The organism is Pseudolactococcus yaeyamensis (assembly GCF_054658615.1).
Genome location: NZ_BAAGGP010000006.1, coordinates 1 through 26,469, shown reverse-complemented (window position 1 = coordinate 26,469; position 26,469 = coordinate 1). Strand labels below are relative to the sequence as shown.

The window sequence follows — 26,469 nt, the reverse complement described above, 5'->3', positions numbered from 1 at the left end:
GTCTCACTCCTACATTAAACTGTTCATCTCTACCACTTGTGAGACTTAACGTTTATCTAGTTTACTTTCAATCACATCAATCATTTCTTGACGCACGGCCTTAATCGGAATTTCACCGATAACAGCACCCAAGAACCCACGAACGACCAAGCGCTCAGCAGTATCTTGGTCAAGACCACGACTCATGAGGTAGTACATATCTTCTGGGTCAACTTGACCGATTGACGCCGCGTGACCTGCAGTCACATCATTTTCATCGATCAAAAGAATCGGATTAGCATCCGAACGTGCCTTATCAGACAACATCAAGACACGTGATTCTTGTTGCGCATCTGCACCTTTGGCGCCACGGATAATGTGGCCAATGCCGTTGAACGTCAAGGTTCCGGCTTCTAAAATGACACCGTGTTGCAAAATATGCCCAATCGAATGTGGCGCATAGTTGGTAACACGTGTATCGATACCTTGAATTTGTTTGCCTGAAGAAATTGCCACCGCTTTCAGTTCTGCATGACTGCCTTCACCGACCAAATCGCTATCAAAATCAGCAACGACATTACCTTCGTTCATCACGCCAAGGTTCCAGTCAATCAATGCATTTTTATTTAAGCGACCACGACGACTGATGAAGGTTGTCAAATTGCTACCTAAACGGTCAATGGCTGAAAACTTAACTTGTGCGCCTTCAAGTGCGATTACTTCCACTGCAATATTAGCTGTGTTTTTAACGCTATCTTTGCCAAGGCTTTCAAAACGTTCCAAGTAAGATAATTTTGAGTGTTTACCAGCGATAATCAACACGTGTTTATTGAAAGGCACGGCTTCGTCAGAATTTTGATAGAAAAGTCCTTCGATTGGTACAGTCACTTCAACATTATCTGGCACATATAAGACTGCCGCTGAGTTAAAGTAAGCGGTATGGTAAGCGGTTAATTTGTCTTCGTCAAAAGGTAGGGCTGTGCCAAAATACTGTTCGATGATTTCTGGCATTTCTTCTAATGCTGAATAAAAATCTGTGAAAATCACACCTTGATTCGCCAAATCTGGCGATAACTGTTGGAAAACAGTTGTCGTGCCGACTTGAATCAATTTAGGATTTTCACCTAAGTTTGTAAAATCTGGCACGTTTGAACTGTCAAGAGATTCAGTGATGTCGTTGTTGCCAAAGTGCCAACGGTCAAGCTTGACACGCTGAATCACTGGGAGTTTCAAGTCTCTGATTTTATCAAATGCCGTTTGACGGCGCACTTGCAACCATTCTGGCTCCGCATGTGCCTGTGAAAAAGCAATAATATTTTCTTTCGCCATATTATGCTCCTTCTTAAGCTTCTTCTTTGTACTCGATACCAAGATCTTTAGCGATGCCATGGTAACCTTCAGTTTCCAAGCGTGCTGCTAATTCAGGGCCACCTGTCATGACAACGCGACCTTCCATCATCACGTGAACCACATCTGGTGTGATGTAGTTCAAGAGACGTTGATAGTGCGTGATGATCAAGGCACCGAAGTTTTCACCACGGATGGCATTGACACCCTTAGAAACGACTTTCAAGGCATCAATATCTAGACCTGAGTCGATTTCATCTAGGATAGCAAATTTAGGTTCAAGCATGAGTAACTGTAAAATTTCGTTACGTTTTTTCTCACCTCCTGAAAAGCCTTCGTTAAGATAGCGTTCAGCCATAGCTTCGTCCATATTAAGCAAGGCCATTTTGCTGTCTAATTTCTTCAAGAAATCCATGACCCCAATTTTATCATCTTCTTCACGGCCAGCATTCATGGCAGCACGCATGAATTCAGCATTTGTGATACCAGCAATTTCACTTGGATATTGCATGGCCAAGAAAAGACCTAAACGCGCACGTTCGTCTACTTCAAGTTCTAAGACATTAATACCGTCAAGCAAAATTTCGCCTTGGGTGACTTCAAAATTAGGGTTACCCATAATGGCAGCAGAAAGTGTTGATTTCCCTGTGCCGTTTGGTCCCATGATGACATGAATCTCATTTGTATTGATTGTCAGGTTCACACCTTTAAGGATTTCTTTTTCCTCAACGCGGACGTATAAATCTTTAATTTCTAATGTAGACATAGCTTCCTCCAAAATAATCTTCTTCCCATCATTTTAACAAAAAAAAAGACAAAATAACATCATTTTGTCTGAAAAGTGTTACATTTTGCGCTTTTTCTTAACTTCTTGACGATAATCACTATTGCCAATGAATTTAACGATGTTTAAAAGCGGTGTCCGATTTTCACCTAACACGCCAATCAGTTCAATCAACACTTCTAACCCTATCAAACTAAAGACAAGCAAAAAGGTACCGCCCCAACGTGACGACACATTAAGAATCAAAGCGATAAATGAAAATATCCCTGCAATCCCATAAATCACTAAAACGGCCGCATGCTGTGTCAGACCAAGACTCAAAAGACGATGGTGCAAGTGCATCCGATCCGCCTCGACCATACTACCACCGTTGAGCTTGCGGCGAATCATGGCTACGACAGTATCGGTCAATGGCACCCCTAAAATCAACATCGGTGTGACGACAGCCACAGCTGTCGCATTTTTCAAGCCTTGTAAAGATAAGACTGAAATCATGAAGCCTAAAAACAAGGCACCGGTGTCACCCAGATAAATAATGGCAGGCGGGAAATTATAGGGGAAAAAGCCAGAAATGGCAAATACCAAGACAAAAATCGTAATCGGCAGATAGACATTGGTCGTCCCCAAGAAGAAATAGGCGACCAAGCCCATGGTTGTCAGACTGATAATCGACACACCACTAGCTAAACCGTCTAAACCATCAATGAGATTGACTGCATTGGTAATCGCTAAAATCCAGAAAATCGTGGCTAAAAAAGACAACCAATCTGGAAATGTCAAAAGTGGTCCGCCAAAGGGAATTTTAAAATTATCAAAATGACTGGTCGTGAAAAACCAGATGATACAAGCTCCTGCAATTTGGCCTACTAATTTACCCTTAGCACCAAGCTCAATCATATCGTCAACCAAACCTGTTATAGCCACAAGGCCGCCACCTAAAACAAAAGGCCAAACATAGCTAAGATAGGATTCCGTGACACCTGGATAATTTGGCAAAGCAACAAAGTGTGGCAAGACCAATAAGGTAATAACTGAAAACGCCACAAAAATAGCGACACCACCAGCTGACGGCATTGGTTTCACATTAATGCGACGGGCGTTTGGATTATCAACGGCTCCGATTTTTCGAGACACTAACACCATAATCGGTGTTAAAATCAAGGCAATCATTGCCGTCACTAATAAAATAATGATATATTTAACCGTAAAAGGAAATTCAGATAAGTTATGCATATACCATTATTATACCATATTCTTCTGTTTTTATAGGTAATATGCTATGCTCTGGTTGCATAAAAATACATTAATGCCTCTATTATCCTAGCTACCATTTAACGATTATATCGTGCTAGAGCTATTCTTTCAAAATACACTCTCAACCAGATAGACAGATTTTTTCCATAAAAAATAGCGATATCTCGCTATTTAACTGTTGCTATCAACTTTAAATCTGTTGCAAACTCTCAAGTGCTTCTTCTCGGAAAATCGTTTTAGCATGTTCTAGTAAAGCTTCACGTGAAAAATCAGACGGTTCTCCATACTCTAACATCCGTGCGCGTAAAAGACTGACTTCTTTTGCACCTTTACGTTTCTGATTATCTAGGATTGTGAGATAAAAGTTGTCTTGAAATTGGAAAAGTTCAGATTCTTCCACATCATCTCTCACAGCCTGACTCAACTTGACAGCTTCAGAAATTTTACCAAATTTGAGAATAAAATAAACAAAATCTGCCTGTTCGTCCATCACATCAAAGTTGGTTTTTCCTGATAGATTATCCATGAAACTAGCCATATCACCCATCTGTTCCATAGCTTCATCCATCATTTCCTGCAAGCCTTCTGGGCCTTCAGGAAATTGCATGTTATCCATGTTTAACTCCTCCGTTACCAGCAGGTCAACACCTTGTGGATGCGGCCGAACTTGAAAAGTCATCATGCCAGTATTGGCAAACTTATCTTCAATTTCTAGCTCACTGACCAACTCATAGAAGAGTTTTTCAACCATACTTTGATTGACCAAAAAGTCACGCATCTTAATGTCATGCGCTTTCAAATCTTCAAATGTTAGGGAAATTTTTATCGTTTTATCATTGATTTGCTTATATTCCATCGTACTAACCTCACGTTTCGTTTCAGAGTATCTCATCTATCTCAGAGACCCCCTTGAACTCTTATTATATCATAAAAGCGCTAAAATTAGCACTTTTGAATGATTGCAATGCTCATTTGACTCTTATAAAACTTGAGCAAGGAAATCTTGCGTCCGTTGTTCTTTAGGATGATCAAACAGTTCATTTGGTGTGCCACTCTCGACGATTTTGCCATCCGCCATAAAGATCACGCGATCCGCCACTTCCTTAGCAAAGCCCATCTCATGCGTCACGATGACCATGGTCATCCCATCTTTTGCTAAATTTTGCATGACATTTAGAACATCACCAACCATTTCAGGATCAAGAGCAGATGTCGGCTCATCAAACAGCATGACATCAGGATTCATCGCAAGCGCTCTGGCAATGGCGACACGTTGTTGTTGGCCACCTGATAAACTTTGTGGATAGGCCTCAGCTTTTTCAGACAAACCAACTTTAGCTAATAACTCAATCGCAACTTCAACCGCCTCTTCTTTTGAGAGTTTACCAGTTGTCATCGGTGCCAAAGTCAGATTATCAAGCACCGTCATATTTGGAAAAAGGTTAAACTGCTGGAAAACCATGCCCATTTTTTCGCGATGTTTAAAGACATCCACTGACTTGTCTGCAATATTTGTGCCTTCAAAATAAACATCACCCTTAGTTGGCGTTTCAAGTAAATTCATAGTCCGGAGAAAAGTTGATTTACCAGACCCAGAAGGACCAATCATGACCACAACTTCGCCACGTTTAATCTGGATATCCAAACCTTTCAACACTTCATTTTTGCCAAAATATTTATGTAAACCTTTAATGTCAATCAAATTTTCTGTGGTCATTTTGCATAGCCTTTCCCAAGTTTTTTCTCAAGGAGATTGATGAGTCGACTTGTGATAAAGGTCACCACGAAATAATAAACAGCGACGAGTAGCCAAGGCGATAAACTTTGATAGGTCGTTGAACTGGTCGTCTGAGCACCGTTATAAAGCTCCATAACGCCAATCGTTGCCAATAGCGAACTGTCTTTGATAATGGTCACAAACTCATTACCTAAAGCAGGCAAGATATTGCGAATTGCTTGCGGTAGGATAACTTTTATCATCGTTTGATGAGGTCGGATACCGAGTGAGTAGGCAGCCTCAGTCTGTCCTTTAGGCACAGCATTAATCCCACTCCGAACGATTTCGGCGACATAAGCACCTGAGTTCATCGACAAAACAATAATCCCTGGCACCAAGCGCGATAAATCTTCTGTCAGGATACCGAGTTGAAATTCTGGTAAAGGCATTTTGCCAAGAATTTGAAAACCAATCATAATCTGTACTAACATCGGTGTGCCACGAAAAATTTCAATGTACACATTGGCCAGCCAACGCAAAACACGGACTTTTGATAATTTAGCTAGGGCAATCATCGTCCCAAGCAGCGTACCGATTGCCACGACAAAGGCTGAAATCATCAAGGTAACAATCAAGCCGTCATTAAAATAAGGCAGGAATTTATCGATAAAATTAAAACTCATAAAACTCTACTTTCTGAAAATCGTAATATCTCTTATTATATCACAAACTACTAGTCCTTTATCTAAATTCTCCCAGATAAAATTCAATTTGATTGCCTGTTTTCACCTTAGTTTCTGTCACCCCCTTATCCGCAAGTCTACCATCAACCTTAAAAAGCCAGTAGAGATTGCTTGACTCAATTTGAGAAATGTCGTCAATTCCCGTGATGATACCTGATTTTAGCGTTACTTTTGTCTTGGATTCTAGCAAATCTAAGACAGTTTCATCAATTCTGATTGGCACATTTTGATAGGTTTTGACGGTTGAGTTGTCAAATTTGATGATTAAGGTTGCTGTACCATGCTGTTCAGATCTACTAGCTTTGTGACAAGACGATAGGACAATAACGGATAGGATACAAAAGAAACTGACTAAAATTTTTTTCATAAGTCCATTTTATCAAAAAAATAGGGTTGACTGCCAACGATAGAAATCATAGCCTAAAAAAAACGTCAATGACGTTTTCAATAGTTAGATTTAACCGACAATGCGTTGCTCAGTATCAAAGTCAAAGAAATGACCTTTATTGACATTGAATGTCAAGTCAACTTCATCACCTGGTTGACGGAAGTCACGTGCGTCCACTTTTGAGACAAATTCAGTGTCACCGATTTTAGAATAAAGCATTGTTTCAGCACCGAGCAACTCAGAAACCACAACTTCAGCTTTAACATTTTGGTTAGGGAAGACTTCTTGCACAATCCCATCAGCTGAGATATCTTCTGGACGAATACCAAACCAAACTTTTTTCTTGTCATAGCCGGCATTTTTAAGAACTTTTTGTTGGCCTTCAGGAATGGCGATATCAAGACCTGCACCATTTGTCATGCAAGTCCCATCAACCGTTACTTCAAAAAAGTTCATAGCTGGGCTACCGATAAATCCGGCTACGAATTTATTAGCAGGTTCATTATAAAGATCTTTTGGTGCACCGATTTGTTCAATACGACCAGTTGTGCCATCCGCACTTTTAGACGCACTCATGATAACAATTCGGTCCGCAAGTGTCATCGCTTCTGTTTGGTCATGGGTAACATAGATAGTTGTTGCTCCGATACGACGGTGAATTTTGGCAATTTCTGCACGCATTGACACCCGAAGTTTAGCATCCAAGTTTGACAAAGGTTCATCCATCAGGAAGACTTTAGCATCACGGACAATGGCACGTCCCATGGCCACACGTTGGCGTTGACCACCAGACATATCAGCTGGTCTACGGTCTAGAAGCTCAGTCAAACCAAGAATAGCAGCCGCTTCTTCAACACGTTTTTTGATTTCATCTTTTTTGTATTTGCGCAATTTCAGACCAAATGCCATGTTGTCAAACACTGTCATGTGTGGATAGAGAGCGTAGTTTTGGAAAACCATGGCAATATCACGGTCTTTAGGTGCCACATCATTCATCCGTACACCGTCAATCGTGAATTCACCACTTGTAATATCTTCAAGACCTGCAATCATGCGGAGTGTTGTTGATTTACCACAACCTGAAGGCCCTACGAAAACGATAAATTCTTTATCTTTCACATCCAAGTTGAAATCTTCTACGGATTTGATTTTCGCGTTAGGATAAACTTTGTCTACGTGTTCTAATTTAAGGGTTGTCATTATGTCTACCTCATTTTTTATTTGATAAACTTATTATAGCGTAAACGTTTACATATTGTAGTTGACAAACTGCCTATTATTTATGTACAAAACGCTCATAAAATCCCACCTAAACAATAAAAACAATCTAAAGTTTGAAATCACCTTGGCGGTCAAAGAAAAATTTTGCAAACTGCCTAACATTTTCAAGTTCTGACCATTTTTGTGTTTGAAAATCAGACAAATCAAGATTATAAATTGTCGCTTCAAGCATTCCTAGCAAGATGGGAGAATGCGTTGCAATCACAAACTGGCAATCAAGATAGTGTGCTAAATCATTAATCGTCGTCGCAAGTTTTAACTGATTTTCTGGCGACAAAGAGGCTTCTGGTTCATCAAGAAGATACAAGGCATCTGGTTTTAGATAGTCTTCAAAAATCTGCATTGCCGTCTCACCATTAGAATATTTTTCTTGCGCAAATTGCAGGCGTTCAAGCTGTTGTTGCCACTTATAAGACCCTTTTTTCATGGCAATTTCTTCTTTCGTCATCCCAAGTTGACGCCGTTCATAAATATAACCTTCTTCTAAAACACTTTCTTGCTGAATTTTCTTGATTTCATACAAGATATCCTCACTCTTAAGATAACGACTATTGTCAGGGATTCTACGTCGAATCCGCCCCTCATCATCATCTTCTAAAACTAAGTGACATTCCGACAAATACTCGCTGTAATAATCTTTTATCCCCCATTTAGTCGGTGGCTCACCGCCAGAAATCTGTAACAGATTTGCGATAATATTTAGCAAAGTAGACTTACCACTCCCATTATCGCCATAAAAAATCGTGATGCGATCAAATGTGAGCAAAGCACCTGCTTTTTTGTGTAAAATACGGTAAGGATAGATATTAGTATTGGGATAACGATGTCCAGATAATTGTAAATTTCTGATATAGCGCATGTCTACTCCTTCCTTTCCAAATAAACGGATTAATCTGATACAAAAATAGACTTATCAAGAATGACAAATCTAGTTCATGAAGGCTTCCTTAAAAACTCTGCCGCTTAGATTTCCGTTCCGCACGGCCTTGCGCACGACCTTCAATTCGTTTCGTAGCTTTCTTTTGCTTATCAATTTCCCAGCCGATTTTTTTCTTGTAGGCAGGTTTGATTTTTTTCTTTTTCTTCTTCACAAGCCCAATCATGGTGATATCAAGTGCTTCTTTTGATTTCTCACGTTTTTCACGACGGTCGCGATCATAAGAATCTGTGATTTCACCATTTTTAATGACTTTTGGTGTGAATTTGATACCTGTTTTCTCAAGTTCATGAATGACAGCATCATCAGACGGTTGATAGAGCGTAATCGCTGTCCCAGTCATCCCATTTCGACCCGTCCGACCGACACGATGGACGAAGAATTCTAAATCACGAGGAATTCCGTCGTTGATAATATGGCTTACACCTTCAATGTCAATCCCACGCGCCGCCAAGTCTGTCGCCACGACATATTGATAGTCGAGGTTTTGCACGACCTTCATAATCCGCTTACGCTCACGTGGTGGCACCCCCCCATGAATCTTAGCGACTTTAAAGCCATTATTCGCCAAAAAGCTGTGAATCTCATCGGCTCTGTCTTTCGTATTGGCAAAAATCATAGCTAGATACGGATTAAGCGTCTGCAGCACTTCCAGAATGGCGCTGTTATTCCCGCGACCCTTGGTCGAAATCAACCAGTTGTCAATAGTATCGCTAATGACCGTTTTCGTCGCGATTTTCTCCATGACGGGATTGTTGAGATATTTCTTGAGGAAAGGTTGGAGTTTTTGCGGAATGGTTGCTGAGAACACCAGCATCTGCACCTTTTTGTCAAAGGTACCTGCGATTTGATCCACTTCGTTTAAAAATCCCATGTCCAAAGTCATGTCTGCTTCATCGATAACGAAAATATTGGCCGTATAAGTTTTCAAGGCTTGGGCATTAATCAAGTCTAAGATACGACCGGGTGTCCCGATGACGATATGAGGCTGATTACCAGATAGTTTTTCAATCTGACGTTTTTTATCCGTCCCGCCGACAAAATTTGAGATACGGATACTATCATCAAACTTGGTAAACTCTTGCGCAGCGTTATAAATCTGCGTCGCAAGTTCGCGTGACGGTGTAGTAATCACAGCTTGAACGCCATCAATGGCAGTGTCTAGTTTTTGGAAAATCGGTAGTAAAAAAGTATGGGTTTTACCAGAACCTGTTTTAGATTCGCCAACGATATCACGGCCTTCAAGCGCAATCGGCATCAACTTTTCTTGGACTGGTGTCGCCGTTTTGAAGCGAATGCTTTCTAAAGTGTCGTTAATAAAGGGTTTAAAATTAAAATCTGTGAATTCCATATTTTTCTCGTTTTTCTAGTAGTCGTGCTTTTATTATACCACAAAAAAATCGCCAAATTCGGCGATTTTCGATTATCAATCATTAAACGATTGACAGGTATCAGTCTTTATTCTTTTTATAAGTCGCTAAGCGATTATAATTTTCACTGCGTTCTGTCATCACTTCTACTGTATGATGCAACATATCTTGAACTTCTTGCTCATCTTTCTTAACGCTACGAAGGGCAGAGAAACGGGTTTGTTTTTCAAGGAAGTCTGCCATTTTACTAAAGTCAGCTTTCTTATAATCAATCCGCATCGGATCTTTACCTTTAGCAGCAAGACGTGGATCATAACGATAGAGTTGCCAGTAGCCAGACTCAACCGCTTCTTTTGATTCCTTGATGGTTTGACTCATACCACCACGCAAACCGTGATTGATACAAGGTGTGTAGCCGATAATCAAAGATGGACCAGGATAGTTTTCTGCTTCCTGAATAGCTTTGATGGCTTGCGTTGGATTCGCTTCAATGGCTATTTGCGCCACATAAACATCATTGTAAGCAATCGCCATCATGCCCAAATCTTTTTTCTTAGTCTTCTTACCACCAGCCGCAAACTTAGCAATCGCTGATGTTGGTGTCGCTTTAGACATTTGACCACCAGTATTGGCATAAAGTTCGTTATCCATGACTAGGATATTGACATCTTCATTCGTCGCAAGCAAATGGTCAATCCCTGCATACCCAATGTCATAGGCCCAACCATCACCACCGATAATCCATTGACTTGGTTTCACCAACATATCTTCATCAGCTAAAATAGCTTGCAAGTCCTCATTTGTTTCAGTTTGCAAGGCTGCCGCAACTTTAGTGGCACGTTGACGGCTACCTTCACCCTCATCTTTGTTAGCTAACCAATCCACTAACAAGGCTTTGGTATCATCAGAACCTACCTCAGCTGCAAGGGCTGCTGTCACTTTATTGACCAAGCGATCCCGCTTCATTTGATTGGCAATATGCATGCCTAAGCCGTATTCTGCGTTATCTTCAAAGAGCGAATTACTCCAAGCCGGTCCTTGACCTGCATCATTAGTCGTATAAGGTGTCGCTGGTGAAGAACCACCCCAAATTGATGAACAACCTGTGGTATTAGCGATCATCATCCGATCCCCATAAAGTTGTGTCAAGAGCTTAACATAAGGCGTTTCCCCACAGCCACTACAAGCTCCTGAGAATTCAAGTAAAGGCTTTTCAAACTGAGACCCCTTAACCGAATATTTCTTGACAGGATTGACTTTTTGACTTAAGGTCATGGCGAAAGCCCAATTGACAGCTTCTTCTTTTTGCGCATCGTAAGGCTTCAAGGCTAAGGCTTTTTCTTTAGCTGGACACACTTCAACACAGAGTCCACAACCTGTACAGTCCTCAAGTGACACCTGAATCCGATATTGCAAGCCATCCGCACCACGCATTTCACGTGTGATAAAGCCTTCTGGTGCTTCCTTAAGCTCTTCATCATCAGCCAAGAAAGGTCGAATCGCTGCATGGGGACAGATAAAGGCACATTCGTTACACATAGTACATTTATCAACTGACCATTCAGGGACTTCTAAGGCAACACCACGTTTTTCATAAGCAGCAGTTCCCATTGGCATAAAGCCACCTAACATACCGTTGTCAATCAAATCACCAACCGATAAATCGTTACCTTCTTGACGGTTAATTGGCTCCAAGATATTCGTGATATAGCTCGGCTTACCTGCTGTTTCACAGTGACATTTTTCTTCTGCTACCTCAAGTGTCGCCCATTCAGCGGGTACTTCAACCTGAGTCAGGGCATCAAATGTTGCATCAATGGCTTGCCAGTTAATCTCAACAATTTTCATTGATTTTTTGCCGTAAGCAGCCTTGATTTCATCTCGCATCAGTGGCAAGAAAGTCTCTCTGTCCATAATCGTCGACAGTTCAAAGAAAGCTGCTGACATAATCGTATTAATCCGACCATGTAAACCTAATCTTTGTGCAATCCCTGCGGCATTGATCGTATAAAACTTGATATTGTGCTCTGCCAAATAACGTTTGAGACGTTTCGGCAGATGTTGTTTAACCTTTTCTTCATCCCAAATGGTATTTAAGAGGAAAGTTCCCCCATCTTTCAACCCTTTAATCAAATCATATTTATGCAGATAGGCACTATTATGACAGCCGATAAAGTCACTTCGATCGACATTATAAGTTGATAAAATCGGTTCCTGACCAAAGCGAATATGAGAAATGGTCAAGCCACCTGATTTTTTAGAATCATAAGCAAAATAAGCTTGGGCATAGTAATCCGTGTGATTGCCGATGATTTTAATGGCTTGTTTATTGGCACCAACGGTACCATCTGAGCCTAATCCCCAGAATTTTGCTTGGAAAGTGCTATCTGGTGTTAAGTCAAGCACTTCTCCCATTGGCAATGACAGATTTGTCACATCATCTATAATCCCTACCGTGAAGCGACCTTTCATTTGATCCGCTGGCACAAGCATATGGTCATAAACAGCCACAATTTGATCTGGTGTGATTTCTTTCGAGGCGATACCGTAACGACCACCAATAACCGTCGGACGGTTCTCATGACGGTAAAGAACACTTTGTACATCTAGCAAGAGTGGCTCGCCATCTGACCCCGGTTCTTTCGTCCGATCCAAAACAGCAACAGTTTTAACAGTTTTGGGTAATTTGTCCAACAAGTTTTCAGCAGGGAATGGGCGATACAAATGGATATTAATATGCCCAACCTTGCGACCTTGCTTATTCAAATAATCAACCGTTTGTTGAATCGTCGGCGACACTGAACCCATCGAAATGATAACTTCTGTCGCTTCTGGGTCACCATAATAGTCCGTTAAGTCATAGGATGTGCCACGCAAAGCATTGATTTCTTGCATGTATTTTTGGACGATGGCAGGCATCCGATCATAGAACTGATTGACCGTTTCACGTTGTTGGAAATAGATATCTGGATTTTGTGCCGTCCCTGAAACATTTGGATGGTTGGGATTCATCCCTTGCGCTCGGAAATCTGCGAGTGCCTCCCAGTCAACCATAGCTTTCAAATCATCGTAGTCTAAGACTTCGATTTTTTGCAACTCATGACTGGTTCTAAAGCCATCAAAGAAATTCATGAAAGGCAATTTGCCTTCAATACTAGCCAAATGTGCCACAGCTGATAAATCCATAACTTCCTGAACGCTAGCCTCCGCCAACATACAAAAGCCTGTTTGGCGCGCTGCCATGACATCACTATGGTCACCGAAAATACTGAGGGCATTGGTCGTCACCGCACGCGCTGCCACATGAAAAACGCTCGGCAATAACTCCCCTGCAATTTTAAACATATTGGGAATCATCAAGAGTAGCCCTTGACTTGCCGTGTAGGTTGTTGTCAAAGCACCCGTTTTCAATGACCCGTGAACGGTTCCGGCTGCACCACCCTCACTTTGCATCTCAACAACGCGAACGGTTTCCCCAAAGATATTTTTTTGACCTTGTTCAGCCCATTCATCCACATATTCCGCCATTGTCGAGCTTGGCGTAATCGGATAAATCGCTGCAACTTCTGTAAACGCATAAGAAATATACGCCGCTGCAGCATTCCCATCCATTGTTTTGGTTTTCTTCATTTATTTTCACCTCTTTTAAGCGCTGAGTTATTCAACTTAATCGTTTAGAGCAAAGCCGCAACAAATGCTTTTAATGCCACAATATCATCATCCTCAGCAGCATTTTCTATCTTAACTGTATCTGCTCCTTTTTTAGCACCTGTTGCCGCAAAAGCCGTCTCAAAATCAATCGCTGCTTGACAGAAAGCCTCTGGGTAAAGTTCACTATCACCGCTACCTACAACGCCAAATACTTTACCTGATAAATCAATCTCTGGCAGTTCTTCATAAAATTCTTGCAGGTTGAATGGGATTTCCCCATCTCCATCAGTATAAGTTGCGATGACACAAACCTCAGCCTCTTCAAAGACATCCTCGTCAACATCATCATCAGCATCAATGACCTCAACATCAGCGCCTAGTGCCACGAACTCTTCTTCTAAAATTTCTGAAATTCCCTCTGTGTTCCCTGTTGTGCTTGAAAATACGATTTTTACTACTGTCATGTGTTTTACGACCTTTCTTTTCTTACAATATATGTTTTAAATTTAAACTTGACTAATTTTTTGCTATTGATTGGATAGCCTTAGCTAAACGTGGTAAGATGAGCATGGCAATCACACCACCAATCACTGCTGTGATTAACTGAGGCATACCAAATTGTGCCAGTAAGGCCACTTTGAGTGGTGTTTTTTTTGCGACAATCCCTTTTAGCACGACTGGTAAGATATACCAAGCTACTGCCAAATAGAGAACGGCAAATTTCACAAGTGACGAAATGACCGTCGCAATAATATAGCTCATCACAGATTTTGTTTCCTTGACATAGCGCACAATAAGCCACCATATGAAGACAAAAACAAGATTACCAACTGCCACAACAGGCGCTAAGACTGGCATGGCCAAATGTCCCGTTACGACTGCCAAAAGCGGGGTAAAAATACTAATCACGATCCCCGCCGGCAAACCCACCAAAAGGGTTGCAACCACTAAAATCAAATTGACAATTGACCCTTTAATTAGGATATACTGAGGGCCAACCATTAAATATTCAATGACGGCAATCAGAGCTAATAAAACGGCTGTTTGGGTAAGCGTTAAGGCTTTTTTGCTCATAAATGCTTGATAGCTCACGTGCCGTGGAAACTACCATTTACCTCCTTTTTGAGATGTTGAGGCAACGCTTTGGTAGGTAGAAAAATAGGAAAAGGTGTAAAGACAGCATATTATCTGCGAACTCTTTATCTATTTTCCTAGACCTAGGAAGTCGAAGCTCAACCGTGTACTTAAAAATAGAATTAGACACTAATATCTGCTTGCACAGATGGTTTGCTTAAAATTCTTGACTGAATTGCCGTGCTTAATTCCTGCAATTCTACTTTTGTCAATTCTCCGTTTTTGATTAAAGCTAGTGTTTTTTCAAAATCTGACATGTGTTTTCCTCCATTTATTAAATCATCATTGTCTGACACGCTTGCGTTACTCCTCTATAGGACTTTGAAAGCTCGTATGCAAGATATGATGAACTTTGTTGCTACCTAGTTTTTCAAGAAATTCTTGTTAGCTTATGTGTTACCGAAACTACCATTTGCCTCTTTTTATTTGGTAATGCTTAGACACTAATATCTGCTTGCACAGATGGTTTGCTTAAGATTCTTGACTGAATTGCCATGCTTAATTCCTGCAATTCTACTTTTGTCAATTCTCCGTTTTTGATTAAAGCTAGTGTTTTTTCAAAATCTGACATATTTTTTCTTATAACATTTATATTAGCGAGCAATTCCCACCAACATAAAACCTTTCTCTTTTTTTAATGAATTTTATTGCACTTCTTGATTTCATTTCAATATTTTTGTCTTTAATTCTTGTAAAGTCAAAATCTGGAAATTACGCTTCTCAATCCCTCTTGCTTCGCTAATTTTTTGAATTAAATCATCTGTTTTCGAATCAATTTTTGTCACATTAGATTTAAATTCTTCTCCAGCTGTCAACGAAATTGCAAACTTATCTTCACTAATCATGAATGCTTTCAAAACTCTATTTTTTTCAATCAATAAAATATATTTACTTTGACCTGTTGGCAATAGTATATTATTCGGAATTTTCAATTTACTTGGGAGTTTATTTCCGACAAGAAACTTTGTTTCAGATAATTTTTTATCATGATTTAACTTAGTTTCAACAATCAAATTAGAAGATTTGATTGCCTCGTTTAATGAAATGAATACTTCAGAATTTTGATTATCCCGATTGCTACATGATACCAAAAGCAAGAAAGAGAAAATAAGAGGCAATAAGATTCTTTTATTAATACCAATTTTAGCGCCTTCTTTATCTTTTGAAGTAGGTGTTGTCGCTTTCATTTTATTACCATAAGCATACACTTTTAATGACAAATTGAATTACTGTTGCTCCTCCAACACCCAGTAAACTTGTCACAACTATCAATACTGGTAAATTATTCTTTTTTCATCTTGTGTTTTCCTCCATTCATTAAATCATCATTGTCTTACCTGCTTTACTCCTCTATAGGATTTTGAAAGCTCGTATGCAAGATATGATGGGCTTTGTGACTACCCGGTGCTTCAAGAAATTCTTGATAAATATGTTGGAGCACTGGGTTTTCGTGCGAACGCCGCAAGCCTTTGCCACGATCCTCAGCATAGAGTGCTTGTGCACGCTTAGATTTCAAATCCACGAAGTTTCGAACAGAACCCGGCTGCACCGGTTGTCCACCACCATTGACACAACCACCAGGACAGGCCATGATTTCAACAAAGTGATAGAAGGCTTCGCCTTTTTCGATTTGTTCAATCAAGCGTTTCGCATTATTGATACCAGATGCGACGGCAACTTTGACGGTTTGTCCGCTCATCTCATAGGTGGCTTCTTTGATGCCTTGTGTGCCACGTACTTCTGTAAAATCAACGGCTTCAAGCGCATGACCTGCTAGCGTTTCACTAGCTGTCCGCAAGGCTGCTTCCATCACGCCACCAGTGGCGCCAAAGATATAACCGGCACCTGTCGCATCGCCTAGTGGCTGGTCAAATGTTTCATCTGGCAGGTCATTAAATCGAATACCGACTTTATCAATCATCCGTGCCAATTCTCGGGTTGTCAAGGCGATATCCACATCTGTGAAGCCTACTGTCGCTTGGTTTTTACGTGTGACTTCAAATTTCTTCGCAGTACATGGCATGATACCAACGACAAAAATATCTTTAGGATCGATATTATTTTTTTGCGCATACCATGTTTTAATCAAAGCACCAAACATTTGTTGCGGTGATTTACAGCTTGATAGGTTGGGAATAAGCTCTGGATGGTAGGCTTCACAGTATTTGACCCAACCGGGTGAGCAGGATGTAAACATTGGAAATGGGCCGTTATTTTCGACACGTTGCAAGAATTCTGTTGCTTCTTCCATAATGGTGAAGTCGGCCGCAACGTTGGTGTCAAAGACTCTATCAAAACCAATGCGACGCAAAGCTGCAACCATTTTTCCTTCGACATTTGTGCCAACAGGCAATTGGAAGGCTTCACCTAGGGTCACACGCACACTCGGTGCGGTTTGAACGACGACGTGTTTAGTTGGGTCTTGCAGCGCTGCCCAGACTTCTTGGGTCTGATCTTTTTCAGCAATCGCCCCCGTCGGACAGACGACAATACACTGTCCGCAAGAGATACAATCGACATCGCCTAGGTCTTGCTCATAAGCACTACCGATATGCGTGTTGAACCCACGATCATTAGCACCGATGACGCCAACTGCTTGTAATTTTTTACAAACAGAGACACAACGGCGACATAAAATACATTTATTGTTATTTCGATACATATGAACTGAGCTATCATCAAATTCATATTCACAATTTTCGCCATTGTAAAAGTCTTCGTCATCAACGTTGAACTCTTTACAGAGTTTTTGAAGTTCACAGTTGCCATTTCGGATACATGATAAACACTTACGTTCATGTGTCGATAAGATGAGTTCAAGATTTGTTTTTCTTGATTTGAAAACACGATCAGAGTTGGTCTTAATCGACATCCCCTCAGTAATCGGATACACACAAGAGGTCACGAGGTTGTTCACCCCTTCAACTTCTGTTAGACAGATTCGACAAGCTCCGATTTCATTGATTTCCTTTAAAAAACAGAGTGTCGGGATATCAATATTATTCAGGCGCGCAGCCTCAAGAATCGTTGAGCCTTCTGGCGCCGTGTAAGTTTTACCATTGATTTTAATCGTTACTTCTTTCACTGACACACCTCCTTCTAGACAATGTTAATCGCATCAAAGCGACACGTGTCATAACATACGCCACATTTAATACAGATTTCTTGGTCAATTTCATGCACTTTTTTGACTTCGCCATTTATCGCCGCTACCGGACAATTTCTAGCGCAAGCTGTACAGCCTGTACATTTATCTGGCTGAATTTCATAGCGAATAAGATTTTTACAGACACCAGCTGGACAGCTTTTGTCCACAACGTGTGCGACATACTCATCACGGAAATAACGGAGGGTTGACAGGACTGGATTTGGTGCGGTTTGTCCTAAACCACACAAGGAATTACCTTTGATATGGTCACAAAGCTCTTCCATTTTATCCAAATCTTCTAGCGTCGCTTTCCCCATGGTAATCTTGTCAAGTATTTCTAGTAAGCGTTTGGTACCAATACGACAAGGCACACATTTGCCACAGCTTTCCTCAACTGTAAATTCAAGGAAGAATTTGGCGATATCAACCATACAGTTGCCTTCATCCATGACAATCAAACCACCTGAGCCCATCATCGAGCCGATTTCAATTAGATTATCATAGTCAATTGGAATATCGTAATGTTGCATCGGAATACAACCACCAGATGGACCACCTGTTTGTGCTGCCTTGAATTGCTTCTCATCTGGAATACCGCCGCCGATATCTTCAACAATTTCTCTTAGTGTGGTACCTAATGGAATTTCAACCAAGCCTGTATTTTCAATTTTGCCACCCAGTGCAAAAACTTTGGTTCCCTTGGATTTTTCAGTCCCCATACTTGCAAACCATTCCGGACCCTCAAGAATGATTTTTGGAATATTAGCATAAGTTTCGACATTATTGACAATCGTCGGTTGACCAAACAAACCTTTTACCGCTGGAAACGGTGGCTTCGGTCTAGGTTCGCCGCGACGTCCTTCGATACTTTCAAGAAGGGCTGTTTCTTCACCACAGACAAAGGCGCCTGCGCCTAAACGCAAATCAATATCAAAATCAAAGCCTGAGCCAAATATATTTTGACCAAGTAGACCTAATGCCCGAGCTTGTTCAATTGCAATCTCTAAGCGTTCAACAGCGGTGGGATATTCGGCACGCACATAGATATAGCCTTGATTGGCACCTATCGTGTAGCCTGCAATCGCCATGGCTTCAAGAACAGCATGCGGGTTGCCTTCTAAGACAGAACGATCCATAAATGCTCCCGGATCGCCTTCGTCAGCATTACAAATAACATATTTCTGATCTGAGATGCTTGCCTTAGCAAATGCCCATTTTCGAAAAGTCGGAAAACCACCGCCACCACGGCCACGCAATCCTGAAGTTTCTAAAATTTTGATAACATCGTCTGCCGTATAATCGTTGACAACTTTAGCCAAGGCTTGATAGCCATCAAAGGCGATATAATCTGAAATTTTTTCTGGATCAATGCGTCCACAGTTATCAAGCGCTACCCGTTTTTGTTTATGATAAAACGGCGTATCCATTAGCTTATTGACAACTTCTTTTGTTTTATGGTCATGATACAAGAGTTTTTCAACATACTCGCCTTTTATCAAATGCTGACTGACAATTTTTTTCGCATCTTTTGGTTTAACTTGATGATAGAAGACACCATCTGGATAGACGATAACAATCGGCCCTTGCGCACAGAGTCCAAAACACCCCGTTCGAACAACATTGACCCTGTCCATCATGTCATTTTTAGCTAGCTCTTCTTTTACAGCTGTGACAAAATCATCACTTTTTGAAGAAAGACAGCCCGTCCCTGCACACACCATGATTTCAAAATCAAAAGGGTGTTCACCCGCTTCTTCCATCCGCATAGCGACAGATTGCCGATTGACATTTCGTAAATCAGTTAATTGCTTCCAATTTTTGATCAAACCTACTCACTCCTTTCTGCGATTCCACTTCGTGAAATCTTGAAACTTAACCTGAAACTGAACTTTAAACACCCGATGCTTCTTTTTGGTAGGTCGCAAGAACTTTTTCACTTTTCTTTTTGTTCAACCGACCATAGACTTCTTCATTGACCTTCAATACAGGGGCTAAGCCACAAGCACCGATGCAACGACAAGATTCCAAAGTAAATTTTTTATCCTCTGTCGTTTCACCTGATTTGATTGCTAACAAAGTGGATAGTCCGTCCAGAATATCACCTGCACCTTTGACATAGCAAGCCGTCCCCATACAGATACTAATCGTATAATCCCCTTTAGGTACAAAAGAGAATTGAGAATAAAACGTTGCCGTACTATAGAGTTCTTCTAATGGTACATCTAAAGCTTTTGCTATTCGTTCTAGCAATTCTTTTGGTAGATAGCCATAAATACGTTGCGTTTCTTGCAATAGTGGCATCTGCGCACCTCGCTGAATTTTCAATCGTGCTAGTGCTAGTTCAAATTCTTTTCGTTGACTTTCTGTTTCTACAAAATCAAACTGAACCGTCTTTTTTTCGCTCACAATTTAACTCCTCTCAACTTTACTTTATCAAAAATAGCTTATCTCAGCATTAAAAACACCAAGTAAGCGTTTACAATACTACAGTTTCATTATAACATTTTTTGTCTACAAAAAAAACGCATAACTCTATCGGAGATGCTTTAAATCAAGGTTTCTGTCCAATAAGTTTTACATTTTTCATTTTTTTGAAACAAAATTAAGCCAATAAATCGACTATTTTTTTTTAATTCGTTAGATATTTATTATTCAATACAATTAATCAAGATTACTGATGACAAATCAGTAGTTTTGTTCATCACTCAGACATTGAGAAAAATGCCTTAAAATCAATTCCCGTTCACTGCCTTAGTTTTATCCCTCTCATCAAAATCTAAGTCATTTTCATCAACGATACTTACATACTTACTAATTCTTATTGCCAATAAGTTGGCCGTTTTTTTTCATAAGCCGTGATGAGGTCTTCATATTGCAAGGTAATCCCGATATCGTCAAGACCATTCACAAGTTTACGTTTCCATTCTGCATCAATCTCAAAAGTAAAGTCGCCTTTTGAGGTTTTGATAACTTGATGAGGTAAATCAATCTCAATCGTTTCATCTGGCGATAAAGCTGCCAGAATTTCACGATTTTCTAAGGGTTGCACAATGGGTAGAATCCCATTTTTCAGTTCATTATTGTAGTGAATATCTGAAAATGACCCTGCAATCACCGCACGAAAGCCATAATCTTTAATTGCCCAAGCCGCATGTTCACGAGACGATCCAGAGCCAAAATTGTCCCCTGAAATCAAAATCGTAGCTTGACGATATTCTGGATGGTTGAGGATAAAGTCAGGATTTTCAGCCTCACCGTCGCTCAGATAGCGCCATTCAAAAAACATATTTTTGCCAAAACCTGTTTTATCCGTCGCTTTTAAAAACTGTTTGGGAATGATTTGGTCGGTATCAATATTATCATTCATCAGCGGCACGGTTGTGCCTTTATAAACTGTCAATTTCTCCATATTTTATTTTCCTTATCTTTTCAAAGTGTCGATTGTTCTGACTAATCAGATGAAGATATCATTTTTTTGATTTGATTTATTTTTTTGTTCAATCATCTCTATTAAATAAGTAGCATTTTCATTTTGATAAGGAATACCAATAATTTTAGTACCCAAATTAAAATTCAAAGTTTCGCCAGTTTTCAAAGTAAAAATCAACTGATGTTCTAATGAACCTTTGATAATTCTAGTTTCAGCTAACTCATGATGTGCAATAAACAATGTTTGATTTAGAAGTTCGCCACTCAACTTCTTAGCCTGTATAATCAGAAAGCCATCCTCTTCAAGGCTAAGATTGAAGATGCAAGCGTTCTTCATTTCTGAAATAAGAGTCACAAATGGAATTAAACCAAAAATACCTGCGCTACTACGTCCTGTTATACTAATTCTAATATTTCTACTATCTTTTGCATACCCTAAAGATTTTTTAAAACGATTAATATATTCCTCATCACCATGATATTTCGGCATTAAACCAGCACCTCCCGTGCATCTACAAATTTGCCATTGATGGCTGCCAATGCCGCCATAACTGGACTACAAAGGTGTGTCCGCGCGCCATGACCTTGACGTCCCTCAAAGTTACGGTTGGAAGTTGATGCGCAGTGAACTCCCTCAGGCACATGGTCAGGGTTCATACCGAGACACATGGAACAACCCGGTTCACGCCATTCAAAGCCAGCATCGGTAAAGATTTTATCTAGACCGAGTGCTTCCGCTGCTTTTTTTACTGGACGACTGCCCGGCACAACAATCGCCGTCAGTTTATCAGAAATTTTGTGACCTTTGACAATCTCAGCTGCCAGCTGTAAATCACTTAAACGCGCATTGGTGCATGACCCGATAAAAACATACCCTAGATCGATATCACTTGGCTTACCACCCGGTGTTAAATCCATGTATTGGTAAGCTCGCTCGTCATTGAAATCTTTGATTTCTGGGAATTTTTCTGTAAACTCAATCCCCATTTCTGGATTAGTGCCCCAAGTCACCATCGGCGCAAGTTTTGACACATCGATTGTAATCACTTTATCATAAGTCGCATCAGCATCCGACGGCAAGGTTTCCCAATCCGCAATCGCTGCTGCCATATCTTTCGGTGCAAACTCACGACCCGTCACATAATCATAGGTTTTTTGATCTGGGTTCATGAGACCCATTTTCGAGCCAAATTCAATAGCCATGTTACAAATCGTCATGCGTTCTTCCATCTCAAGTGCCGCAATCGCTTCACCTGTAAATTCAACCGCATAGCCCACCCCCGCATCAACGCCATATTTAGCAATAAGAGCTAGGATAAAGTCTTTGGCATATACCCCTTTAGCAGGCTTGCCAATAAACTCAACTTTCATTTGCTTAGGTTTGACTTGCCAAAGTGTTTGTGTCGCAAAAACGTGTTCAACTTCACTTGTGCCAATCCCAAAAGCAATCGCACCAAAAGCGCCGTTTGTTGCCGTATGAGAATCCCCACAAACGATAACCTTACCGGGCTGTGAATGACCTGTCTCAGGTCCCACCATGTGAACAATCCCTTGACGATCGGAGCCATGCGTTGCCGCATCAATTCCGAATTCTTGAACATTGCGCGCTAGGGTATCAATCTGATTTTTCGAAATCAAATCTGAAATGTTAAAAATATCAACCGTCGGTACATTGTGGTCAGTCGTCCCGAAAGTCAAATCTGGGCGACGAACTTTCCGTCCAACTTCACGTAAACCTTGAAAAGCTTGCGGGCTTGTTACCTCATGAATCATGTGAAAATCCACATAAAGGAGCTGTGGCTCGCCAACTTCACCCATAATCACGTGGCGTTCCCACAGTTTATCAAATATTGTTTGTCCCATTTTTACTTCTTTCTATATTCATACTTTAAAAATTATTTTATTTTTTTATTTTATAAATTTTTGAAATTCTAGATGGATAAGTTTCCTGAATAAGACCACTGTAGTATACTTTAAGCTTTTCTCCAGCAACATATTTTTTACTATCAATCTCTTCTTGAACAATACCCAAATCGTACAGTCCGTCTTTGTTTCTCAAACATAACCAACCACTAGAAACTTCTTCTAGTTCTCCTGTCATTGTCGATGTTAGAACTGGTATGATTGTATCACCCGTATTCGTTTTTGGCAACAAAAAGTTGTAGACCAAAAAACTGACGCTCGTTAGCAATAACAGAATGATAATGATGACTTTCTTCTTTTTAACCACATTAGCTCCTATCTATCCTATCAATTCTTTTTTAAGATGACAAAGATGGTAACAATGTCTATCTCAGCGCCTAGCCACCAGCTAAGTTGAAATTCGATTTTTCTCGTTTTATGGTGAAAAATATGTGCTGAAACAAGCGCACCGACACCGCCAAATAAAAGCGATGTTAGTAATAAAGTCTTTTCGCTAATTCGCCAGAGTCCACGTTTGGCACGCCGTTTGTCTTCGGCATAGAGTACGAAAACCACCAGATTCCAAAGAATAAGCAAACCAATTAAAACATCTTTTATCATCATAAGTTAGCAACAATAGCTGCTGTCATCTCTGACAAACTAGCTGTGCCGCCCAAATCTTTTGTCAGGATACCTTCTAGTAATGTTTTATTGACTGCATTTTCAATATACTGAGCCCCAGCTATTGCTTCAAAGCTTTCACGTAACATCATAGCCACTGACAAAATCATAGAGATTGGATTAGCAATGCCTAACCCAGCTATATCAGGCGCTGAGCCGTGGATTGGTTCATAAAGACTGGGACCATCAGCCGCATGAGAGGCAGAAGGCATGACACCTAAAGTACCGGGTAAGACACTTGATTCATCTGATAAGATATCGCCAAAGAGGTTTTCGGTGACAATCACATCAAAGTCGCTCGGATTGGTAATCATTTTCATAGCGAGGCTATCAACAAGGGCATGCTCTAAAATCACATCTGGATAATTTTTCGCAACATCTTCAGCGACGATGCGCCAAAGTTTAGAGGTTGCCAGCACGTTTTGCTTATCAACCGAGGTTACTTTTTTGCCACGACCACGCGCAATGTCAAAGGCAACTGTGATAATCCGCTCAATTTCTTCATATGTGTAGTCATTAATATCACGCGCACTGCGTTCTTTCAAGGTATGCTCGCCGAAATAGATACCACCTGTCAATTCACGAACGACCACAAAGTCAACGCCTTCGATAATCTCTGGTTTCAGAGGTGACAAGTGTTTGAGCGCATCAAAAATTTGCACAGGTCGGATATTGGCAAACAGACCTAGTTCTTGACGCAAGGCGAGCAAGCCCTGCTCTGGGCGAATAGTAGCATCGTTGTATTGCGGACCGCCGATAGCCGCCAAGAGAATCGCATCAGCACTTTTAGTGGCTGCTAATGTCACTTCTGGTAGTGGATGCCCTCCAGCATCAATAGCTGCTCCGCCAAAGGGGTACGCATCTATTGTATAATCAAAATTAATTTTCGGTGCAACAGCTGCTAAAACTTCAAGACCCGCAGCCATAATTTCTGGACCAATGCCATCACCTGCTAAGGCTACAATTTTTTTCATCATGTTTTTTATTCCTTCTACTTTTGAGTTACCTGTTCGGTTTACATCATCTCATTCTTCTGGATTTGCTTTTTCTGAAATTTTCTTGGTAATAATCCCTGCATTTTCACGTTGCACCAAAGTATTAGCATTGGCATAAGCAATCGCACTGGCACGTAAGACATCGAAGTCAAGACCATTAGCATTGAAAATGCTACCTGTATCATTATTTTCAACTGTAACATGAACTTCTGCCTGTGCATCAATCCCTTCCGTTATAGCGATAATGTTATAGCTATCAAGTTTAACCGATTGATTGAAGAACTGGTCGATAGCATTAAAGGTTGCTTCTACCGAGCCACTACCATTGGCAGTTGTTTCGATAATCTCGTGACCTTCATTTTTCAAGCTAATCGTAACCGTTTGTGTACCATCGTCATTAGAAGTAATCGCAAGATTATCAAATTGGAAACCTTCTGGATTTTCAACCGTTGTACCTGCGACTAGCGCCCGAACATCCGCATCTGTGATATCGTGTTTCTTATTAGCCAGCACCTTAAATTTAGAGAAGAGTTCCTTAATCTCAGCATCTGTCACCTCATCAAAGCCAAGTTCTTGGAGTTTCGTAACAAAAGCGTGGCGACCCGATAGTTTACCAAGTGGCAGAGAATTCTTCTTAACGCCGACCAGTTCTGGTGTGATAATTTCATAAGTTTCAGGATTTTTTAGCACACCATCCTGATGAATCCCAGACTCATGCGCAAAGGCGTTACCACCAATCACTGCCTTGTTTTTAGGAACTGGAATGCCTGAGAAACGTGAGACCATTTCAGAGGTTGCAAAGGTTTCATTGAGGACAATATCTGATGTGGCTTGATAGTAAGTCTCACGAATTTTGAGGGCAACTGCGACTTCTTCTAGTGCGACATTACCTGCTCGCTCACCGATACCATTAACCGTCCCTTCGACACGCCCCGCACCAGCTTTAATCGCCGCTAATGTATTGGCAGTCGCCATCCCAAGGTCATCATGACAATGGGGGCTGAAGATGATGTCTCGGTCAGATGTCACATAATCGATCAAAAAATTGAAAATCTCATAATATTCAGTCGGCGTTGTGAAACCGACCGTATCAGGAATATTGATGTAGGTTGCCCCCGCATCCACCGCTGCTTGAACCGCTTTGAGCAAGAAATCTTTTTCTGTCCGCGTCGCATCTTCCGGTGAAAATTCAACAATATCAAATAAACTTCTGGCATAGGTCACATGCTCAGTAATTGAGGCGATGACTTCATCTGGTGTCTTTTTGAGCTTGTATTTCATGTGGACTGGACTGGTTGCGATAAAGACATGAATCTGTGGATATGCCGCATCTTTCAGCGCCTCATAAGCAGCATCAATATCTGATTTGACAGCTCGTGCAAGCCCTGTGACCGCAGTTTGAGTTAAAGTTGCCGCAATCTGTTTGACCGCCTCAAATGAATCCGGACTAGCCGCAGGAAAGCCTGCTTCAATGGCTGAAATTCCCCATTTTTCAAGTTGTTTGGCAATGGCAACTTTTTCTTTGATTGAAAAATTGACACCTGGTGTCTGTTCGCCATCCCGAAGGCTAGTGTCCAGAAATTCTATTTTACGCATGATAATCTCCTCGTATAATATATTCTAGTAGTGATTAACCACTACGATTTTTACCTAATTGATATTAATTTTCACTTGACTACTGAGCCGTTTCTCAGAGATAATAGTTCTGGAATGGACTCACGGATTTTGC

26 protein-coding genes and 1 pseudogene are annotated in these 26,469 nt (G+C 40.8%); all 27 read right to left on the bottom strand.

Annotation, left to right across the window (positions count from 1 at the left end; genetic code table 11):
* Positions 1-45: 45 nt before the first annotated feature.
* The 27 genes and pseudogenes from sufD to ACYQ21_RS02225 all read right to left on the bottom strand — a co-directional run bounded on the left by sufD (position 46) and on the right by ACYQ21_RS02225 (position 26,336).
* The gene (gene sufD, locus ACYQ21_RS02355) at positions 46-1,308 is read right to left on the bottom strand and encodes a Fe-S cluster assembly protein SufD (protein WP_460054742.1); all 1,263 of its coding nucleotides are present in this window, start codon (positions 1,306-1,308) and stop codon (positions 46-48) included.
* Between the two features lie 13 nt (positions 1,309-1,321).
* Positions 1,322-2,092: a Fe-S cluster assembly ATPase SufC gene (gene sufC, locus ACYQ21_RS02350; protein WP_460054740.1), complete on the bottom strand. Its 771-nt coding sequence runs from the start codon at positions 2,090-2,092 to the stop codon at positions 1,322-1,324.
* A 78-nt stretch (positions 2,093-2,170) separates the two neighbouring features.
* Positions 2,171-3,343: an MraY family glycosyltransferase gene (locus tag ACYQ21_RS02345; RefSeq protein ID WP_460054737.1), complete on the bottom strand. Its 1,173-nt coding sequence runs from the start codon at positions 3,341-3,343 to the stop codon at positions 2,171-2,173.
* A gap of 211 nt (positions 3,344-3,554) precedes the next feature.
* A complete protein-coding gene (locus ACYQ21_RS02340; RefSeq protein ID WP_460054735.1) occupies positions 3,555-4,256 on the bottom strand; it encodes an adaptor protein MecA in 702 nt (233 codons plus the stop codon).
* 87 nt (positions 4,257-4,343) lie between these two features.
* Positions 4,344-5,081 carry an amino acid ABC transporter ATP-binding protein gene (locus tag ACYQ21_RS02335; protein ID WP_460054732.1) on the bottom strand — a complete coding sequence of 246 codons (738 nt, stop codon included), beginning with the start codon at positions 5,079-5,081 and terminating at the stop codon, positions 4,344-4,346.
* Complete coding sequence (locus ACYQ21_RS02330) at positions 5,078-5,764, bottom strand: amino acid ABC transporter permease (protein WP_460054729.1); 687 nt, start codon at positions 5,762-5,764, stop codon at positions 5,078-5,080. Before ACYQ21_RS02330 ends, ACYQ21_RS02335 begins: the two co-directional genes overlap by 4 nt.
* 58 nt (positions 5,765-5,822) lie before the next feature.
* On the bottom strand, positions 5,823-6,191 hold the full coding sequence (locus tag ACYQ21_RS02325) for a DUF4430 domain-containing protein (protein WP_460054728.1): 369 nt from the start codon (positions 6,189-6,191) through the stop codon (positions 5,823-5,825).
* Positions 6,192-6,281: 90 nt separating this feature from the next.
* On the bottom strand, positions 6,282-7,412 hold the full coding sequence (locus ACYQ21_RS02320) for an ABC transporter ATP-binding protein (RefSeq protein WP_460054725.1): 1,131 nt from the start codon (positions 7,410-7,412) through the stop codon (positions 6,282-6,284).
* 127 nt (positions 7,413-7,539) lie between these two features.
* On the bottom strand, positions 7,540-8,352 hold the full coding sequence (locus ACYQ21_RS02315) for an AAA family ATPase (protein WP_460054722.1): 813 nt from the start codon (positions 8,350-8,352) through the stop codon (positions 7,540-7,542).
* A gap of 88 nt (positions 8,353-8,440) precedes the next feature.
* Positions 8,441-9,781, bottom strand: a complete 1,341-nt coding sequence (locus ACYQ21_RS02310) for a DEAD/DEAH box helicase (protein ID WP_460054721.1) — start codon at positions 9,779-9,781, stop codon at positions 8,441-8,443.
* A 100-nt stretch (positions 9,782-9,881) separates the two neighbouring features.
* A complete protein-coding gene (gene nifJ, locus ACYQ21_RS02305; RefSeq protein WP_460054718.1) occupies positions 9,882-13,430 on the bottom strand; it encodes a pyruvate:ferredoxin (flavodoxin) oxidoreductase in 3,549 nt (1,182 codons plus the stop codon).
* Between the two features lie 44 nt (positions 13,431-13,474).
* Positions 13,475-13,915, bottom strand: coding sequence for a flavodoxin (locus ACYQ21_RS02300; RefSeq protein WP_460054717.1), 441 nt, complete (start codon positions 13,913-13,915; stop codon positions 13,475-13,477).
* 52 nt (positions 13,916-13,967) lie between these two features.
* Positions 13,968-14,525: an ECF transporter S component gene (locus tag ACYQ21_RS02295; RefSeq protein WP_460054716.1), complete on the bottom strand. Its 558-nt coding sequence runs from the start codon at positions 14,523-14,525 to the stop codon at positions 13,968-13,970.
* 182 nt (positions 14,526-14,707) lie between these two features.
* The gene (locus ACYQ21_RS02290) at positions 14,708-14,842 is read right to left on the bottom strand and encodes a hypothetical protein (RefSeq protein ID WP_460054715.1); all 135 of its coding nucleotides are present in this window, start codon (positions 14,840-14,842) and stop codon (positions 14,708-14,710) included.
* Positions 14,843-14,888: 46 nt separating this feature from the next.
* Positions 14,889-14,963, bottom strand: a pseudogene (locus tag ACYQ21_RS02285) (hypothetical protein); the annotation flags it as partial.
* 58 nt (positions 14,964-15,021) lie between these two features.
* Positions 15,022-15,156, bottom strand: a complete 135-nt coding sequence (locus tag ACYQ21_RS02280) for a hypothetical protein (RefSeq protein WP_460054713.1) — start codon at positions 15,154-15,156, stop codon at positions 15,022-15,024.
* A 91-nt stretch (positions 15,157-15,247) separates the two neighbouring features.
* On the bottom strand, positions 15,248-15,772 hold the full coding sequence (locus tag ACYQ21_RS02275) for a hypothetical protein (protein ID WP_460054710.1): 525 nt from the start codon (positions 15,770-15,772) through the stop codon (positions 15,248-15,250).
* A gap of 155 nt (positions 15,773-15,927) precedes the next feature.
* Entirely contained in the window at positions 15,928-17,670 is a 1,743-nt protein-coding gene (locus ACYQ21_RS02270) for an NADH-dependent [FeFe] hydrogenase, group A6 (protein WP_460054709.1), read from the bottom strand.
* A 14-nt stretch (positions 17,671-17,684) separates the two neighbouring features.
* Positions 17,685-19,559, bottom strand: a complete 1,875-nt coding sequence (locus tag ACYQ21_RS02265) for an NADH-ubiquinone oxidoreductase-F iron-sulfur binding region domain-containing protein (protein WP_460054706.1) — start codon at positions 19,557-19,559, stop codon at positions 17,685-17,687.
* Between the two features lie 64 nt (positions 19,560-19,623).
* Positions 19,624-20,139 carry an NADH-quinone oxidoreductase subunit NuoE family protein gene (locus tag ACYQ21_RS02260; RefSeq protein ID WP_460054705.1) on the bottom strand — a complete coding sequence of 172 codons (516 nt, stop codon included), beginning with the start codon at positions 20,137-20,139 and terminating at the stop codon, positions 19,624-19,626.
* Between the two features lie 412 nt (positions 20,140-20,551).
* Positions 20,552-21,142 carry a 3-isopropylmalate dehydratase small subunit gene (leuD, locus tag ACYQ21_RS02255; RefSeq protein WP_460054704.1) on the bottom strand — a complete coding sequence of 197 codons (591 nt, stop codon included), beginning with the start codon at positions 21,140-21,142 and terminating at the stop codon, positions 20,552-20,554.
* Between the two features lie 45 nt (positions 21,143-21,187).
* Positions 21,188-21,652, bottom strand: a complete 465-nt coding sequence (locus tag ACYQ21_RS02250) for a hypothetical protein (protein ID WP_460054701.1) — start codon at positions 21,650-21,652, stop codon at positions 21,188-21,190.
* Complete coding sequence (gene leuC / locus ACYQ21_RS02245; RefSeq protein WP_460054699.1) at positions 21,652-23,025, bottom strand: 3-isopropylmalate dehydratase large subunit; 1,374 nt, start codon at positions 23,023-23,025, stop codon at positions 21,652-21,654. Before leuC ends, ACYQ21_RS02250 begins: the two co-directional genes overlap by 1 nt.
* A 37-nt stretch (positions 23,026-23,062) precedes the next feature.
* Positions 23,063-23,263 carry a hypothetical protein gene (locus tag ACYQ21_RS02240; protein WP_460054698.1) on the bottom strand — a complete coding sequence of 67 codons (201 nt, stop codon included), beginning with the start codon at positions 23,261-23,263 and terminating at the stop codon, positions 23,063-23,065.
* Between the two features lie 149 nt (positions 23,264-23,412).
* Entirely contained in the window at positions 23,413-23,685 is a 273-nt protein-coding gene (locus ACYQ21_RS02235; protein WP_460054821.1) for a DUF1294 domain-containing protein, read from the bottom strand.
* Positions 23,685-24,722 (bottom strand): 3-isopropylmalate dehydrogenase, encoded by a 1,038-nt coding sequence (leuB, locus tag ACYQ21_RS02230; protein ID WP_460054695.1) that lies wholly within the window; start codon positions 24,720-24,722, stop codon positions 23,685-23,687. Before leuB ends, ACYQ21_RS02235 begins: the two co-directional genes overlap by 1 nt.
* A 48-nt stretch (positions 24,723-24,770) precedes the next feature.
* Positions 24,771-26,336 carry a 2-isopropylmalate synthase gene (locus ACYQ21_RS02225; protein WP_460054694.1) on the bottom strand — a complete coding sequence of 522 codons (1,566 nt, stop codon included), beginning with the start codon at positions 26,334-26,336 and terminating at the stop codon, positions 24,771-24,773.
* Between the last annotated feature and the right edge of the window lie 133 nt (positions 26,337-26,469).